At 68.9% G+C, this 16,462-nt stretch carries 15 protein-coding genes and 1 pseudogene; 10 read left to right on the top strand and 6 right to left on the bottom strand.

Translation table 11 applies throughout. The annotated features are described in order from the left end of the window. Positions 1-4 precede the first annotated feature (4 nt). The 3 genes from FE633_RS30050 to FE633_RS30040 form a co-directional block, all read right to left on the bottom strand. Positions 5-271 (bottom strand): DUF2500 domain-containing protein, encoded by a 267-nt coding sequence (locus FE633_RS30050; RefSeq protein WP_138048321.1) that lies wholly within the window; start codon positions 269-271, stop codon positions 5-7. Between the two features lie 61 nt (positions 272-332). Next, positions 333-1,499, bottom strand: a complete 1,167-nt coding sequence (locus tag FE633_RS30045; RefSeq protein WP_138048381.1) for a hypothetical protein — start codon at positions 1,497-1,499, stop codon at positions 333-335. Between the two features lie 29 nt (positions 1,500-1,528). Then, the gene (locus tag FE633_RS30040) at positions 1,529-2,470 is read right to left on the bottom strand and encodes a 5-dehydro-4-deoxyglucarate dehydratase (protein ID WP_138048320.1); all 942 of its coding nucleotides are present in this window, start codon (positions 2,468-2,470) and stop codon (positions 1,529-1,531) included. A gap of 280 nt (positions 2,471-2,750) precedes the next feature. Here FE633_RS30040 and FE633_RS30035 point away from each other — a divergent pair, with 280 nt between their 5' ends. Next, complete coding sequence (locus FE633_RS30035) at positions 2,751-3,560, top strand: NAD-dependent epimerase/dehydratase family protein (protein WP_138048319.1); 810 nt, start codon at positions 2,751-2,753, stop codon at positions 3,558-3,560. A 74-nt stretch (positions 3,561-3,634) separates the two neighbouring features. Here FE633_RS30035 and FE633_RS30030 read toward each other — a convergent pair. The 3 genes and pseudogenes from FE633_RS30030 to shiA (FE633_RS30015) form a co-directional block, all read right to left on the bottom strand. Then, positions 3,635-4,432, bottom strand: a pseudogene (locus FE633_RS30030) (sugar phosphate isomerase/epimerase family protein); the annotation flags it as partial. After that, a complete protein-coding gene (locus FE633_RS30025; RefSeq protein WP_138048317.1) occupies positions 4,425-5,426 on the bottom strand; it encodes a zinc-dependent alcohol dehydrogenase in 1,002 nt (333 codons plus the stop codon). The gene FE633_RS30025 and the pseudogene FE633_RS30030, both read right to left, overlap by 8 nt. Positions 5,427-5,739: 313 nt before the next feature. Further along, positions 5,740-7,095: a shikimate transporter gene (shiA, locus tag FE633_RS30015; RefSeq protein WP_138048380.1), complete on the bottom strand. Its 1,356-nt coding sequence runs from the start codon at positions 7,093-7,095 to the stop codon at positions 5,740-5,742. A gap of 378 nt (positions 7,096-7,473) precedes the next feature. Here shiA (FE633_RS30015) and FE633_RS30010 point away from each other — a divergent pair, with 378 nt between their 5' ends. From FE633_RS30010 to FE633_RS29970, 9 genes are all read left to right on the top strand, one after another. Next, positions 7,474-8,283, top strand: a complete 810-nt coding sequence (locus FE633_RS30010) for an IclR family transcriptional regulator (RefSeq protein WP_138048316.1) — start codon at positions 7,474-7,476, stop codon at positions 8,281-8,283. Positions 8,284-8,732: 449 nt separating this feature from the next. Continuing rightward, on the top strand, positions 8,733-10,061 hold the full coding sequence (gene shiA / locus FE633_RS30005; RefSeq protein ID WP_246113900.1) for a shikimate transporter: 1,329 nt from the start codon (positions 8,733-8,735) through the stop codon (positions 10,059-10,061). Positions 10,062-10,359: 298 nt separating this feature from the next. Then, positions 10,360-11,121, top strand: coding sequence for a DeoR/GlpR family DNA-binding transcription regulator (locus FE633_RS30000; protein ID WP_171060174.1), 762 nt, complete (start codon positions 10,360-10,362; stop codon positions 11,119-11,121). Between the two features lie 114 nt (positions 11,122-11,235). Next, on the top strand, positions 11,236-12,606 hold the full coding sequence (locus FE633_RS29995) for an ABC transporter substrate-binding protein (protein ID WP_138048313.1): 1,371 nt from the start codon (positions 11,236-11,238) through the stop codon (positions 12,604-12,606). Further along, positions 12,603-13,544, top strand: a complete 942-nt coding sequence (locus FE633_RS29990; RefSeq protein WP_138048312.1) for a carbohydrate ABC transporter permease — start codon at positions 12,603-12,605, stop codon at positions 13,542-13,544. Before FE633_RS29995 ends, FE633_RS29990 begins: the two co-directional genes overlap by 4 nt. Beyond that, entirely contained in the window at positions 13,541-14,392 is an 852-nt protein-coding gene (locus FE633_RS29985; RefSeq protein ID WP_138048311.1) for a carbohydrate ABC transporter permease, read from the top strand. Before FE633_RS29990 ends, FE633_RS29985 begins: the two co-directional genes overlap by 4 nt. Further along, positions 14,389-15,378 (top strand): zinc-dependent alcohol dehydrogenase family protein, encoded by a 990-nt coding sequence (locus tag FE633_RS29980; RefSeq protein ID WP_138048310.1) that lies wholly within the window; start codon positions 14,389-14,391, stop codon positions 15,376-15,378. Before FE633_RS29985 ends, FE633_RS29980 begins: the two co-directional genes overlap by 4 nt. A gap of 186 nt (positions 15,379-15,564) precedes the next feature. Next, a complete protein-coding gene (locus tag FE633_RS29975; protein ID WP_138048309.1) occupies positions 15,565-15,786 on the top strand; it encodes a hypothetical protein in 222 nt (73 codons plus the stop codon). Positions 15,787-15,851: 65 nt separating this feature from the next. Then, on the top strand, positions 15,852-16,462 hold a 611-nt coding region (locus tag FE633_RS29970), incomplete at its 3' end, for a TerD family protein (protein WP_171060179.1).

The following is a 16,462-nucleotide window of genomic DNA, read 5'->3' as shown; positions in this document are numbered from 1 at the left end:
GCGATCACCGGTCGACCTTCGTGCACGTCGGGTAGGCGGAGCCGCGGTAACAGTCGTGGTAGTCGTCACTGATGACGCGGAACTCGACTTCGTCGCCGTCCTTGCTGCGGACGGTCAGTCTGTACTCTTCGGTGCCCGTCATGGGATGGGCGTCGTAGTCCTTGTCGATGACGCGGCCGGACGGACCGGGCTCGTACCCGCAGCCGGCGACGCTGAGCGCCAGAGCGGCGGCCAGGGCAGTGACGGCGGCGGTGCGACGGGGCGAACCCATGAAAAGCTCATTCCCGTGCCGGTGGTGGTTCACCCGTGACGGTCGTGCCGCCGCTCAGCCGTCACCCGAACCGTGCGAGTGTCTCCGTCACGAACGACAGGTCCTCGTCGGACGCCAACCCCGCGTGATACAGCCGCACTTCGGTCGCCCCGAGGTCGACAGCCCGCGCCACGTCCTGTGCGAGCGTGCCGGGGCTGCCGCCCATCCCGCTCACCACGGGGAAGTTGGCCGCGAGCACACTCCCCTCGACTCCCCGTTCGGCGAAGGGAGTCAGCAGCCCCGGTCCTCCGGCGCAGGGCACGACCACACCGTCGGCGACCGACAGGATGTGCTCGGGATCCACCCCGGCGTTCGCGCCGGAGTGATACGAGGCCGGGTCCGCGTGCAGCAGGATCTGGAATTCCTCGGGGGCGGCCGCGCGCACGGCCGTGACCGCCTCCGACTGGAGTGAACGCGCGACGGAGTCCCGCCACGCGCGCGTGGCCGTCGCGAGTTCGGCGCCCAGGAGCTTCTCCACCGCTTCCCAGCCCCCGGCGGGCGCCTCGCCCCGCCACACGGGCTCCAGGGCACGCCGGACCGCGGCCGCCAACTCGTCGGGGTCCAGCCCCAGTTCCGTACAGCCATCCCGGCAGGACGGGCAGAAGCAGAGCGACATGAGGTACTGCCCGGCGTCGCCGAGAGCCACGCCCGCCGTCTTGTCGTGGGCGTGGAGATGCGTGAGCCCGTACCACCCGAGGGACTCCAGTTCCGTGCCCCCGGCTCCGGGCCGCACCGCCGCCTCGACGGCGAGATCGACGAGGTACGCGCGCGTGTCGGGCTGCGCGATGCAGGGAGCCCACGGATACCGGTCACCGTAGGCGTTGACCACGGAGGTGTCCGGAAACTCCTCGCCCATACGGGAGTTGTGCGCGAGCACCACCCAGGTGTGTACGTCGAGCCCGGCTTCCGCGAGGGCCGAGGCGGCCGCACCGTACGCGTCGCCGGGAGCCCAGTCCCCGGCCGCGTACGGCCGCAGCCGACGCCCCTCCCAGCGCGGGCCGGCCGGGTAGTACACGGCCGCGTGCCGGGCGGTGACGATCCGGTGCCGGGGGTGCCGGGGAGTCAGCGCGCGTGTGGAGTGGTACGCGGAGGCGAGCGTCGCCTGCCGCACGCCGAGCCCGGCGATGCGCGCGGCGGCCCCCGGGTCGCCGTTGACGTCCCACGGGTAGACGAAGGTGGACGCCTTCACAGGGCCCGTCACAGAGTCTGCCGCCCGGCTCACATGTCCTCCTGGAGAAGTGCCTCGCCCCGCTCGATCAGCCGGGCGAGCTGCTTGACGTGGTCGTCGCTCGGCTCGTGCAGCGGCGGCCGCACCTCACCCACGTCGAGCCCCCGCAGCCGTACCCCCGCCTTGACGAGTGAGACAGCGTATCCGCGGCCCTGGGCGCGCAGTTCGACGAACGGCCGCCAGAAGCCGTCGAGCAGCCGGTTCACGGTGGCGTCGTCACCGGAGTTCAGCGCCTTGTGGAAGGCGAGCGCGAGCTCCGGCGCGAAGCAGAAGACGGCGGACGAGTACAGCGTGATGCCGATGCCGCGATAGGCGAGCCCGGTGAGTTCGGCGGTGGGCAGCCCGTTGAAGTAGAGGAAGTCCCCCGGGACTTCGGAGCGCACCGCGCTCACGATGCGCTGCATCAGGTCGAGGTCCCCGAGCCCGTCCTTGAACCCGATGATCCCCTCGGTACGGGCGAGTGAGACGACGGTCTCAGGGGTGAACACGGCGTTGTCGCGCTGGTAGACGATGAGGTCGAGCGAGGTGGCACCGGCCAGCTCCGTGTAGTGGCGCAGCAGCCCTTCCTGCCCGGCGACGACGAGATACGGCGGCATGGCGAGCAGCCCGTCCGCCCCGGCCTCCTCGGCGAGTTTCGCGTACCGCACGGCGAGCGCGGTCCCGTACCCGGCGCCCGCGACCACCGGTACGCGCCCCGCCGTCACCTCGACGGCCGCGCGTACGCACGCCTGGAACTCCTCGGGCGTGAGCGCGTGGAACTCCCCGGTCCCGCAGCACGCGAAGACGGCGGCGGCCCCTGCCTCGACACCCCGCCGGACGTGCTCGCGGTACGCGTCGAGGTCGACGGCTCCGTCCGGGCCGTACGCGGTGACGGGGAAGAACAGCGGCCCGCTCGGGATGCTGAGGCGGGCGGCAAGGGGGGCTGACGTCACGGGCTCTCCCTAGGCATGCACGTACACGCCAACCGTGCACGTCCCTGATCCACGTCCATATTTCTGAACGCAACCACGCTAAGGCGCCCCCTCAGGGCCGGTCAAGCGGACGGACTCGCAATACAGAGGCAAGAAAACAAAGGATTTCCCACCTTCGAGCGACCCCTCGCGCGACACTTGACGCAGTCCGTCGGCGATCCTTAGCGTGTCCACGGATGTGAATATCCATGGATGTGAATGCCGTACACGAACACGGCTGCCGATTCAAGGAGACCCGAGGATGCCCGCTCCCCGCACCGTTCTGCTCACCGGCGCCGCCGGCGGCCTCGGCACCCTGATGCGGGGACTCCTGCCCGCCTACGGCTACGAACTGCGCCTCCTCGACCTGCGCCCGATCGAGGGCGAGCCGGACGCGATCACCGCGGACCTCGGCGACAGGGAAGCCCTGCGCAGGGCCGTACGGGGTGTGGACGCGATCATCCATCTCGCGGGCATCTCCCTGGAATCCTCCTTCGACAAGATCCTCAAGGCGAACATCGAAGGCACCTACAACCTGTACGAAGCCGCGCACGAGGAGGGCATCCGGCGCATCGTCTTCGCCTCCTCCAACCACGCCGTCGGCTTCACACCGCGCCCGCGGGGCGACGACCCCCTGATCCCGATCGACACCCCGCGCCGCCCCGACACCTTCTACGGACTGTCGAAGTCGTTCGGCGAGGACCTGGCGCAGTTCTACTGGGACAAGCACGGCATGGAGACCGTCTCCGTCCGGATCGGCTCCTGCTTCGCGAAACCCACCAGCGTGCGCATGCTGTCGGTCTGGATGAGCCCCGACGACGGCGCCCGCCTCTTCCACGCGGCCCTGACCGCCGAGGATGTCGGGCACACCGTCGTCTACGGCTCGTCCGCCAACACCCGCCTGTGGTGGGACCTCTCCACCGCCCGGTCGCTCGGTTACGAACCCCGCGACGACTCGGAGCAGTACGCCGCCGAGCTCATCGCCGAGCAGGGCGAGCTGGACCCGGAGAACCCGGACCACGCCTGCCTGGGCGGCCACTTCGTGACCAAGCCGCCGATCTGGCCGTACTGACCGCTGCCGACACTTCGAGTGCCGGGGGTCGCGGCTCAGGTCGTCGAGGCTGATGCCGCTGTCGCATGAGCGACCTCCTCGAGAGCGATCAGGGAACCCAGCCCGGCAACCGCCGTACCGACCGCGTCCGCCTGGCGGAACACGTCGTTGAAGACCTCGAGCGACAAGGGCCCCTCGTAGCCGGCGTTGAGCACATGGCATACCAGGGTGGACAGGTCGAAGCCGCCCTGACCGGGGAAGCAGCGGTGATGGCGGCTCCACTGCAGCACGTCCATGGCCATCACAGGGGCGTCGGCCAGCTGCAGGAAGAGGATTTTCTCACCAGGGATCTCCTCGATGCCACGCGGGTCGGAGCCGCGGGAGAGGATGTGGAAACTGTCCAGGCAGGTGCCGAGCGCCGGATGGTCGGCCTGCTCGACGATGCGCCAGGCGTGGTCGTACGTGTTGACGTGCCGCCCCCACGCAAGCGCCTCGTACGCGATGCGGATGCCGCACTCCGAGGCCCGCTCGGCGAGCTCCCGCAGTTGTTCCGCGGCCAGCGCGTCGTCGTCCACGGCGTCCGGGGAGACGCTCGAGCACACCAGCAGCAGATCGGTGCCGAGTCGCCGCATCAGATCGAACTTCCGCTCCGCGCGCCGCAGATTGCGCGCAAGCTGCTCGTCCGGTACGGCCTCGAAGTCACGGAAGGGCTGGTAGAGGTCGATGGCGAGTCCGAGGTCGGCCGCACGGTCACGGATCTCCTCGGGGCGGAGTTGGCCGGCCAGCAAATCGTCCTCGAAGATCTCCACACCGTGGAAGCCGGCCTGTGCGGCGGCGGAGAGCTTCTCGGGCAGAGAGCCGCCGAGGCAGACCGTGGCGATGGATTTACGCATGTCGGGTCGTGTCCGCCTGCCGGTCCCGGCTCCCGATACTGATCCAGGTCTTTCCCGCCCGTTCGGCGGCGCCGGCGAAGGCCTGCTGGGCCTCTTCCAGTGAGTACCGCGACTGGACTACGGCTCCTGGCCGTGCCTGGCCCAGTTCGGCGAGCGCCTCGGTGAAGTCACCGGGGTGGTCGTAGATCATCGATCCTCGCAGCACCAACTGCCGCCGGACCACGTCGTCAAGGGTGAGTGGCAGCTGCGCCGGACTGAGGCCGATCAGCACCACGGTGGCGCCCGGTGCCGCGCGGTCCACCGCCGGGCGCAGGGCCGGTACATGGCCCGAGGTCTCGAAGACATACGTGAACCCCGTGCTGCCGTCGTCAGCCACCGCGCCCAGCTGTTGGGCCTGCGCGAGCCGGAGCGGGTGAGGTTCGGTGACGACAGGCCGGACGCCGAGGCGGGTCAGGGTGAGGCAGACCAGCAGTCCCTGTGCTCCGGCCCCGATAATCAGGCAGCGGTCCGCGGCCGTCACGCCGCTGCGCCGTACTGCGGACCGGGCGACGGTGTACGGCTCGGCGCTCGCGAGATCGGCGCCGCTCAGGCCGTCGGGCACGGAGTGGGCGAAGTGCGCGGGAACAGCGACACGTTCGGCGAGGACGCCGGGTGCGTTCAGACCGACGATGACCCGGTGGGGACAGGCCGAGGTCAGTCCGGTGAGGCAGTCAGTGCACTTGAGGCAGGGGTAGTTGGGCTCGATGACCACGGTCTGGCCGACCGACCGACCCCGTACCGAGCTGCCCACGGCGGCGATGCGGCCGAAGCCCTCGTGGCCCGGGACCCATGGAGTGGCGGGTGAGAGGCGCTTGCCCTGGAACACGGCGATGTCGGTGCCGCACAGGCCGACACCGTCCATCTCCACGATGACGTCATGAGGGCCGCAGGCAGGCTCCGGCCAGTCCTCTACCGTGTCGATCCGGCCCGGGGTTATCAGCACAGCTGATTTCACCCAACACCTCCATGGTCCACTACGCGGATCGCTTGATCCGCTGTACGGTCAGAATATGACCGAAGGGTGTCCCCTAACAAGAGGACGGAGGCCTTTCGAGCCTTTCGAGCCATGGCAGTTCGGCCACAGGAAAGCCGTCGTGCGCGTCCAAAGGGCGCGCACGACGGCCTGGGGCGGTCCGCTGCACGGTCAGAAGATGAAAGATCGGCCGGATGGCGAGTTCGTGAATCACGCTCCCGGAACAGCGAGCGGGGGCAGCGGCTCTGAATCAGGCGGCTGCAGATCAGGGGGCTGCGGATCAGAGGGCTCTGGATCAGAGGGTCGCATCGGCTCGCGGCGATGGCTGTCCGACGGTGGACGAGACGTCGGCCCGGTCGCCGCGCATGCGCAGGGCCACAACAAAGGAGATCGCGCAGCCGAGCACGAAGTAACCGGCGACGAGGTACCAGCCGCCGTGCGCCCACAGCACCAGCGAGCTCAGGACGAAGGGGGTGAAACCACCGCCGACCACACTGGCGAGCTGGTAGCCCACACCGGCGCCGCTGTAGCGGTACTCGGGGCCGAACATCTCGGTGAACAGTGACTGCTGGACGGCGACGGCCATGTCGTGGGCACCGTTCACCAGGAGGACCGCACAGACGATGATCAGGACCATCGAGCCGGATTCCAAGGCCCAGAAGAAGGGGATGGAGCCGGCCACACCCAGCACGGAGCCCCACAGATAGACCGAGCGCCGACTGTAGCGGTCGGCGAGGTAGGCGAAGGCGGGGATGGTGAGAATGGCCAGTGCGCCGACGGCGAGGTTGACGTTGAGCAGGCTGTCGCGGTCCAACCCGAATTCGGTGGTGCCATAGCTGAGGCCGAAGTTGGTGACGCCGTAGAAGGTGAACAGCTCCACCAGACGCAGGCCGATGATGGCGAAGAAGCCCTTGGGGTTGGACTTGACCGCAGCGATCAGCGGCATGCGCGGCTTCTCGTCGCCCTCCAGCGTGGCGACCCTTTCGGTGAAGACCTCGGACTCTTCGACCTTTGCCCGGACGACCAGGCCGATGATCACGATGACCGCGCTGACCAGGAACGGAATGCGCCAACCCCACGAGCGGAACGCCTCGTCGGAGACGGTTCCCGACATGAACTTGGTGATCAGGGTGGCGAGCAGCAGACCAACCGACGCGCCGACCTGTACGCCACTGCTGTAGAGGGAGCGCCACTTGGGCGGCGCGTTCTCCACCGCCATGAGCGCCGCGCCGCCCCACTCGCCGCCGACCGCGAAGCCCTGAGCGGCGCGCAGCACCACCAGTAGCAGCGGTGCCCAGATGCCGGCCTGAGCATGGGTGGGCAGCACACCGATCAGCGTGCTGGCCAGACCCATGATCAGCATGGTGAGGACCAGCATCTTCTTGCGGCCCAGCCGGTCGCCGAAGTGCCCGAAGACAATGCCGCCGAGCGGCCGGAACAGGAAGCCGACACCGAAGGTGGCCCAGGCGGCCAGCGTACCCACGGCCGGGCTGACGTTGGGGAAGAAGATCTCGTTGAAGAGAAGCCCGGCAATGATCCCGTAGAGAAAGAAGTCGTACCAGTCGACCACGGCTCCCATGAAGCTCGCGATCGCCGCCCTTCTCGCCACGCCGGGACTTCTGGCGCCGCCGGCTGCTGCCGGGCTCTGCATGCTGTTCAACTCACACACTCCATTGGATGCTGCGATTCACCGGCCGGAACCGCGCACGGGCGGGGTTCACGGCCGGGACACGAATGACTGTGGTGGGACCGAGCACCTGGGCGACAGCGCTCCGGGGTGTGGAGCCGCCGTCGACGGTGGGGGGTCACGCCGCGGCGGTACGGGCGGTGACCCTCAACTGAACGATCCACTCAACGGATCAAATGGACCGAGTAGCGGAAAGATACGGCCGGTGTTCCGAGTCGACAAGAGTTACGGCAGAATTTCTGTCGATGAGGTCCCAGTGGTCCGCGGAACGGCCCACGTCACGTGAGACCAGCGGCAGGCAGGCAGAACTCCGCGGAGTGATCAGTACGGGAGGGTGTCAGCGTGGACAGCGGGGCGGCACAGGCCGGCGCGGAACGCGAACCGCACGGCACGAGCGTCAGGAGCGTACGGCGTGCCCTGGACATCCTCGGTCTGCTCAGCGAGGAACGGCCGCTGATCACACTGCGGGAGATCACCGACGCCACCGGGTTGCCGAAGACGACCGTGCTGCGCCTGGTGCAGACGCTGGAGGAGAGCGGCCTGCTGTGGTCGGACGAGGGCGGCTACATCGCCGGACCCGGTCTGTGGCGCTGGGCCTACCTCGCACGCAGCCAGTGGGAGATCCCCCGTGAGACCCGCAAGGTCATGAGGGACCTCGCCGACCGGCTGGGGGAGACGGTCAACATCTTCGTCGCCCGCGATCTCCACCGTGTCTGCGTCGCGCACGAGGAGAGCCCGCACCCCCTGCGCCACGTGGTCGACGTCGGCGACGAACAGCCACTGTGGGCCGGCGCGTCCTCGAAGATCCTTCTGCACGACGCCTCCGACGCACAGCTGCGCCGCATCGCCCAGGCCTCACCCCACGGCGAGGAACATGCCGCGCAATTGCGCACATCTGCGCAGGAGGCGGCGCGCCGGGGCTACGCGGTGAGCAACAGTGAATGGGACGAAGGACTCACCGCCGTCGCCGTCCCCCTCACCAGCCCCTCGGACACCGTCGTCGCCTCCCTCTCGGTCAGCGGCCCCGACCACCGATTCCCCTACGCGGCCATCGAGCGTTTCGCCACCGATCTCACGGAAGCGGCCCGGCTCATCTCTGATCAGGGCTTCGGTCATCCGCTGAGCTACGGTCGCCACAGCGCGAGGGACTGAGCCGGCCCTCGCCTCCCCATACCCGCTGCGCAGCCGATCACGTCCGCGTGTCAAGGGGATGCTCATCGTCCCGAGGGCAGCCCATTCGGGGAAGAGCACCGGGCTCTCCCTCATCAGCGACGACAACAGGAACGACGCCCAGGTCACCCGGCTCCTCAGGCTGACGCGAGAACGCCCGTGGACGGGCGAAGAAGTCACGCCCGGTTCATTTACTCTCGACCTCTTGCGGGGACCTTGAGGACAGCGTAATTTCACGCTCCGGATCAACAAGACCACCTGTCGGACCACAAAAGGTCCACTTCGCGTACTGCGCCTCATCGCAGCCGATGGATCCGAGCCCGACAGCAGCGGCCCCACCCCTCCCCTCGCCGCGCCCTGTGCATGCCCTCCTCACACCCCGGGCGGCCATCCCCTTTCCGTCAGTTCCCCCTTGAGCCATGGAAGTTGCCGTGAGACGCGCATCCAGATCCGGACCAGGTATTGGGGCGGCCGTCGCCAGTTTCATCGGGGCGGTCGCCGACTGGTACGACTTCTTCCTCTATGGAATCGTCGCCGGCCTGCTCTTCAGCGAGCTGTTCTTTCCCGACGTCAGTCCCGCCGTCGCCACCCTGGCGGCCTGGTCCACGTTCGGTGTCGGCTTCCTCTTCCGACCTTTGGGCGGCATCGTCTTCGGCCACTTCGGCGACCGGTTGGGGCGCAAGAAGATGCTGATCGTCACCATGCTGATCATGGGCGTGGCCTCCACCCTGATAGGCGTGCTCCCCACCTATGCCGAAGTCGGCATCTGGGCGCCGGTCCTCCTCGTCATCCTGCGTGCCGCCCAGGGCTTCGCCGTCGGCGGCGAATGGGGCGGCGCCGCCCTGATGGCCGTGGAGAACGCCCCGCGTAAGTGGCGCTCCCTCTACAGCAGCGGAGTCCAGATCGGCGCCTCGGTCGGACTGCTGCTGGCCACCGCCGCCGTCAAGTTCCTCTACGACCGCCTGCCCGAAGAGGAATTCCGCGACTGGGGATGGCGCGTTCCCTTCCTCGCCAGCGCCGCCATCGTCATCATCGGCACGATCGTGCGGGCCACGGTCGCGGAATCCCCCGCCTTCGTCGAACACACCGCCGCCCGTCCCCACCCGCAGCGCCGACGGCTGCCACTGCTCGCCGCCATCAAGGCGCACCCCTCCGGCTTCCTCACCATCATCGGCCTGCGCTTCGTCGAACTTCTCACCTTCTACTGCGTGACCGCCTTCGGGCTCAGCCATGCCGCCGAGCAGTACGGCCTGAACCGCGACGCCCTGCTGGACATCAACCTCATGGTCGGCGCGCTGGCCATCGTCACGATCCCGGTCTACGCCTACCTCGCGGACCGCTACACCCGCCGCTCCGTCTACCTCTGGGGCGCGGGCATCGGTGTCCTCGGTGCCCTTCCCTTCTTCGTGGCCCTGCAGTCCGGCTCGATGATCCTGATCGCCGTGACGGCGATCCTGCTGGTCAACGGCGCCCACGACATGGCCGTGGCGGTCCAGCAGTCCCTGTTCAGCGACATGTTCGGTCCAGAGTTCCGCTACAGCGGCGCCGGCGTCGGCTACCAACTCGCCAGCGTCGTCGGCGGCGGCTTCACCCCCCTCATCGCCAGCGCTCTCGTTCTGTGGGCAGGCGGCGGCTGGGCCTTGGTCGCCATGTACCTCCTGATCGGCTGCGGCATCTCCTTCACGGTCGCCCTCAACCTGCACTCAGGCCATCCAAACGACATATCTGTGCCAGGCCCCCAACCTGCTCAGCGTGGCTGAGAACACCGCACCAGAGACCACTGGGGGGCGGGCGGGCACCGAACGGGCCCGCCCACCCCCGCGTTCGGGCACCCGCGTTGCCCGATTTCCACTCCGTCGCAGGTCCGGCACGGACGGTCGGCCGACGAAACGGGCACATACGGGCGGCATCGAATCCGCAACAGACCTGGTCAGTGCCGCGCACCCGCTGTAGAAATTCCCCCATGGGTCCACAGGGCCCGAACGGGCAGCAGCGAGCCGCAGGGGCGCGCCCCGGAAGGCAAGCGAGAAAGCACAGCACAGAGGGCAGGTGTCGGCGATGAGCGCGGAGGACAGGCAGCGGGAGATCGTCAAGACCGCCCGCCGCACGGGCGCCGTCGACGTCAACGACCTCGCCGCCGAGCTGGGCGTCGCCAAGGAGACCGTCCGCCGCGATCTGCGTGCCCTTGAGGACCACGGCCTCGTCCGCCGCACCCACGGCGGCGCCTACCCGGTGGAGAGCGCCGGTTTCGAGACGACGCTCGCCTTCCGTGCCACCAGCCACGTACCCGAGAAGCGGCGGATCGCCGCCGCCGCGGCCGAACTGCTCGGGGACGCGGAGACGGTCTTCGTCGACGAGGGCTTCACCCCCCAGCTCATCGCCGAGGCACTGCCCCGGGACCGGCCACTGACCGTGGTCACCGCGTCCCTGCCGGCCGCGGGCGCGCTCGCCGAGGCCGAGAACATGTCGGTCCTGCTGCTCGGCGGCCGGGTCCGGCACGGCACGCTCGCGACCGTCGATCACTGGACCACGAAGATGCTCGCCGGCTTCGTCCTGGACCTGGCGTTCATCGGCGCCAACGGCATCTCCCGCGAACACGGCCTCACCACCCCCGACCCGGCCGTCAGCGAGGTCAAGTCGCAGGCGATCCGGGCCTCCCGCCGCACGGTGTTCGCGGGCGTGCACACCAAGTTCGGGGCGGTCAGCTTCTGCCGGTTCGCGGAGATCAGCGCCCTCGAGGCGATCGTCACCAGCACATTCCTCCCCACGTCCGAAGCCCACCGCTACTCCCTGCAGGGCCCGCAGGTCATCCGGGTCTGACAGGCCGGTCCGAACCGGTCCCCCCATCCCGTCCGGACAACCGACTCACACACTCCAGGCGTGCGGTCGCGCCCTTCAACGCCCTTTATCTCCCCATATGTTCAGGAGCGATTCATGCGAACCCCGAGCCGACGGAGGCCGCGCGCACTGCTTGCCGCGGCCGCCGCAGGGACGCTGCTCGCCCCCCTGCTTTCCGGCTGCTGGGCCGGAGCGGGTGGGGCCGGTTCCGGCGGCGACGCCATCAACGTCCTCATGGTCAACAACCCACAGATGGTGGAGCTGCAGAAGCTCACGGCCGCCCACTTCACCAAGGAGACCGGCATCAAGGTGAACTTCACCGTCCTGCCGGAGAACGACGTCCGCGACAAGATCAGCCAGGACTTCGCCAACCAGGCCGGCCAGTACGACGTCGCCACCCTCAGCAACTACGAGATCCCGATCTACGCCAGGAACGGCTGGCTGCACGAGATGGACTCGTACGTCGCCAAGGACAGCGCCTACGACGAGCAGGACATCCTCAAGCCGATGCGGCAGTCCCTCACCGCAGACGACGGCAAGCTCTACGGGCAGCCGTTCTACGGCGAGTCGTCCTTCCTCATGTACCGCAAGGACGTTTTCGCCGAGAAGGGCCTGACCATGCCCGCCCACCCCACGTGGGAGCAGGTGGCGAAGCTCGCCGCCGAGGTGGACGGCGCGAAGCGCGGCATGCGGGGCATCTGTCTGCGCGGCCTGCCCGGCTGGGGCGAGGTGATGGCACCACTGACCACGGTCGTGAACACCTTCGGCGGCACCTGGTTCGACAAGGACTGGAAGGCCCGCCTGAACTCCCCCGAGTTCGAGAAGGCGACGAAGTTCTACGTGGATCTGGTGCGCAAGCACGGCGAGTCCGGGGCCGCCCAGTCGGGCTTCGCCGAGTGCCTCAACAACACCACCCAGGGCAAGGTCGCCATGTGGTACGACGCCACGTCCGCGGCGGGCTCCCTGGAGTCGGCCGACTCCCCGGTCAAGGGCAAGATCGGCTACGCCCCGGCGCCGGTCGAGAAGACCAAGAGCTCCGGCTGGCTCTACACCTGGGCCTGGGGCATCCAGGACGCCTCCCGCAACCCCGACAAGGCCTGGAAGTTCGTCTCCTGGGCGTCCGGCAAGGAGTACGAGCAGCTCGTCGGCGAGAAAGTCGGCTGGTCCGACGTACCGGCCGGCAAGCGCGCCTCGACGTACACCAACGCCGACTACGTCAAGGAGGCCGCCGCCTTCCAGGAGATGACGCGCGACGCCATCGAGGGCGCCCGGCCCAAGGCCCCTGGCGTGCAGCCGCGGCCCGCGCCCGGCATCCAGTTCGTCGGCATTCCCGAGTTCACCGATCTCGGCACCAAGGTCTCGCAGGAGATCAGCGCGGCCATCGCCGGACGCCAGTCCGTCGAGTCGGCCCTGAAGAAGTCCCAGCAGCTCGCCGAGCAGATCTCCGAGGAGTACGAGGGACGATGACCGCCACGACCACAGCTCCGCTCACCGCACCCCCGCCCGCGCACACCGAGAAACGCCCCTCGGGCCGGTTGCGCGCCTGGGCCACCCGAGCACCGCTCCTGCCCGCCCTGATCTTCATGATCGCCGTGACCCAACTGCCGTTCGTGGCCACGCTGGTGATCTCCTTCTTCGACTGGAACTCCCTCTACCCCGACGCCCGCCACTTCACGGGCTTCGCCAACTACTCCGAGGTCCTGACCGACGCGGCCCTGCGCAAGTCGGTGTGGACCACGATCCTGCTGACGGTCGCCGTGGTGCTGGCCAGCCTGGTCCTCGGTCTGCGTCTCGCCCTGCTCCTGGACCGCAAGTTCCGGGGCCGCGGCCTGGTCCGTACGCTCCTGATCGCGCCCTTCCTGGTGGTCCCGGTGGCCGCGGCACTCCTCTGGAAGCACGTGCTCTACAACCCGGAGTACGGCCTCCTCAACGGTCTGCTGCACTACGTGGGCGGCCCGCAACCGGACTGGATATCCAACACACCACTGCTGGCGGTGGAGGCCTCCCTCGTCTGGCAGTGGACGCCCTTCATGATGCTGATCCTGCTGGCGGGGCTCCAGAGCCGCGACCACCAGCAGATCGAGGCGGCTCGGGTGGACGGCGCGAGCGACTGGCAGATCTTCCGCCACCTCACGCTCCCGCACCTGCGCCGCTACCTCGAACTCGGCGCCCTGCTCGGCTCGATCTACATCGTCCAGAACTTCGACGCGGTCTTCACCATCACGTCCGGCGGCCTGGGCTCCGCCAACCTCCCCTACACCGTCTACCAGAGCTTCTACCAGGCCCATGAGAACGGCCTCGCCTCGGCCGCGGGCGTCCTGGTCGTCATCGGCTCGATCATCATCGCGACCTTCGCCCTGCGCGTGGTCTCGTCCCTGTTCCGCGAGGAGGCGTCCCGCGCATGAGTGCCACCGCAATACGCGTCCGTCCCCGCCGTGCCCGGGGAGCGGGCCTCGGCCTGGCCGCCTGGCTCGCAGGCGTCGTCTTCTTCCTCCCCATCGCCTGGATGGCGCTGACGTCCTTCCACTCGGAGTCGGACGCCGCGACCAACCCGCCGTCCTTCGGGGCCGCGCTCACCCTCGACGGCTACCGCGAGTTCTTCGGCGCGGGCGGCGGCGCGAGCCCCTGGCCCGCGCTCATCAACTCGACGGTGGCATCGCTCGTGTCCACGCTGCTCGTCCTCCTGCTGGCCCTCCCTGCGGCGTACGCCCTGTCGATCCGCCCGGTGAAGAAGTGGACGGACGTCCTGTTCTTCTTCCTCTCCACCAAGATGCTCCCGGTCGTGGCGGGCCTGCTCCCCATCTACCTCTTCGCGAAGAACACCGGAATGCTGGACAACATCTGGCTTCTGGTCATCCTCTACACCTCCATGAACCTGCCGATCGCGGTGTGGATGATGCAGTCGTTCCTCGCCGAGGTGCCGGTCGCGGTCATCGAGGCGGCACAGATAGACGGCGCGAAACTGCCGACGGTGCTGGCCCGTGTGGTGGCCCCCATAGCCCTCCCCGGAATCGCCGCGACAGCCCTGATCTGCTTCATCTTCAGCTGGAACGAACTGCTCTTCGCACGGGTGCTGACGGGCGTCGTAGCCGAAACAGCCCCCGTGTTCCTCACCGGCTTCATCACCAGCCAGGGCCTGTTCCTGGCGAAGGTGTGCGCCGCGTCGCTCGTCATCTCCCTGCCGGTGCTCGCCGCGGGGTTCGCCGCCCAGGACAAACTGGTCCAGGGCCTGTCACTGGGAGCCGTGAAATGAAGGCCGCCGTCATCGAGTCCGTGGGCAAGGCCGTCGTCGCCGAGGTCCCGGACCCGACGCCAGGGCCCCGCGAGGTCGTCGTCGAGGTCGCCGCGTGCGGCCTGTGCGGCACCGATCTCCACATCCTCCAGGGCGAGTTCGCGCCCAAGCTGCCGATCGTGCCGGGCCATGAGTTCGCCGGCGCGGTGGTGGGCGTCGGCACCCAGGTCACGGAACTGGCGGTCGGCGACCGGGTGGCGGTGGACCCCTCCCTCTACTGCTACGAATGCCGCTACTGCCGCACCGGCCACAACAACCTCTGCGAACGCTGGGCGGCGATCGGAGTGACGACAGCAGGCGGCGCGGCGCAGTTCGCGGTCGCGCCGGTGGCGAACTGCGTGAAGCTCCCGGAGCACGTACGCACTCAGGACGCGGCCCTGGTGGAGCCCTTGTCCTGTGCGGTACGGGGCTACGACGTGCTCCAGTCCCGCCTGGGCGCCCACGTCCTGATCTACGGCTCCGGCACGATGGGCCTGATGATGCTGGAGCTCGCCAAGCGGACGGGGGCGGCGAGCGTGGACGTGGTGGACGTGAACGCGGCACGCCTCGAGACGGCGCGCCGGCTGGGCGTCTCGTCCTCCGCCGCGAGCCCCGACGAACTGGACCGGCCCCAGGGCTGGGACCTGGTGGTCGACGCCACGGGGAACGCTGCCGCGATCCAGGACGGTCTGGACCGGGTGGCCAAGGCCGGTACGTTCCTCCAGTTCGGCGTGGCGGACTACGCGACCCGGGTCACCATCGACCCGTACCGCATCTACAACCAGGAGATCACCATCACCGGCTCCATGGCCGTCCTCCACAGCTTCGAGCGGGCGGCGGAGCTCTTCGCGACGGGTGTCCTGGACCCGGACATCTTCATCAGCGACCGCATCCCACTGGAGCGCTACCCGCAGGCTTTGGAGCAGTTCGCGTCGGGGGTGGGGAGGAAGATCGTGGTGGTGCCGTAGAGGTTTCCCGCCCCCGCCGCCCCTACGAGCCCGGGCGGGCCCTAATCAGCCCGTCCGGCGTTTGAGGACGAGGCCGCAAGGCCGATAAGGGGGTCTGGGGGCGCAGCTCCCAGGGATGGGACGGGTAGGGGCGGCGGGGGCGAAAACCACTGGGCCGGCGCCCCGCCGCCCCATAGCATCCAAGCCATGCCCAAGCCCCACGGCTTCCACTACGAAGCGAACACCAACGGCACCGTAAAGATCACCCACAACGGCCGCGCAGCGACCACGCTGCGCGGCCCCCGCGCCGACCAGTTCCTCACAGAAGTGGAATCGGACGACCCCCAACTGGTCATGGCCCGCTGGACGGGAAACTACAAGCACGGAAACGAACGCACGGCCCGCAACCACCCCCGCAACAGCCGCTGACCCGATTGGCTGCCAGGTAAGGGAACGGTAAAGCGAGCCCGCTCGTTACCCCAGGCATGACAGCTATGACCCCCGGCTCGAACATCCCTCTCCCCGTCGCCCGCGTGACGGTGGACGTCACCGCCCCGGTGCGGCTCGACGTATCGGGCCTGCTGCTCACCGCCGATGGCAAGGTGCGCTCCGACGACGACTTCATCTTCTACAACCAGCCGACCGGCCCCGGCGTGACCTACCGCTCGGGCGGCGGCACGACTGCGGAAGCGATCATGGTCGACACGGCCTCCGTCCCCCAGGGCATCGAAAAGATCGTCGTCACGGCCAGCCCGGACGCGGCGGGCCAGACCTTCCAGGGCATCGAACCCACGGCGACCATTCGCAACGCGGACGACAACTCCGTACTGGCCACCTTCACCCCGCCCCAGCTCGGCACGGAGACGGCGCTGGTCATCGTGGAGGTCTACCTCCGCAACGGCGCCTGGAAGGCGCGCGCGGTCGGCCAGGGTTACGCGAACGGCCTGGCGGGCATCGCCACGGACTTCGGCGTCTCGGTGGAGGAACCGGCACCGGCACCGGCCGCCCCCGCCCAGACCCCCGTCGCCCCGCCCGCCCCCACCATGCAGCCCCCGGCCGCGCCGCCGGCTCCGCCCCTGGACCCGCGCCTCGCCGCCACGCCCCC

It is taken from the genome of Streptomyces montanus, assembly GCF_005786655.1.
GTDB lineage: Bacteria > Actinomycetota > Actinomycetes > Streptomycetales > Streptomycetaceae > Streptomyces > Streptomyces sporangiiformans.
Note: the sequence above shows the minus strand (reverse complement) of the source record. Positions and strands in the feature narration are given on the sequence as shown.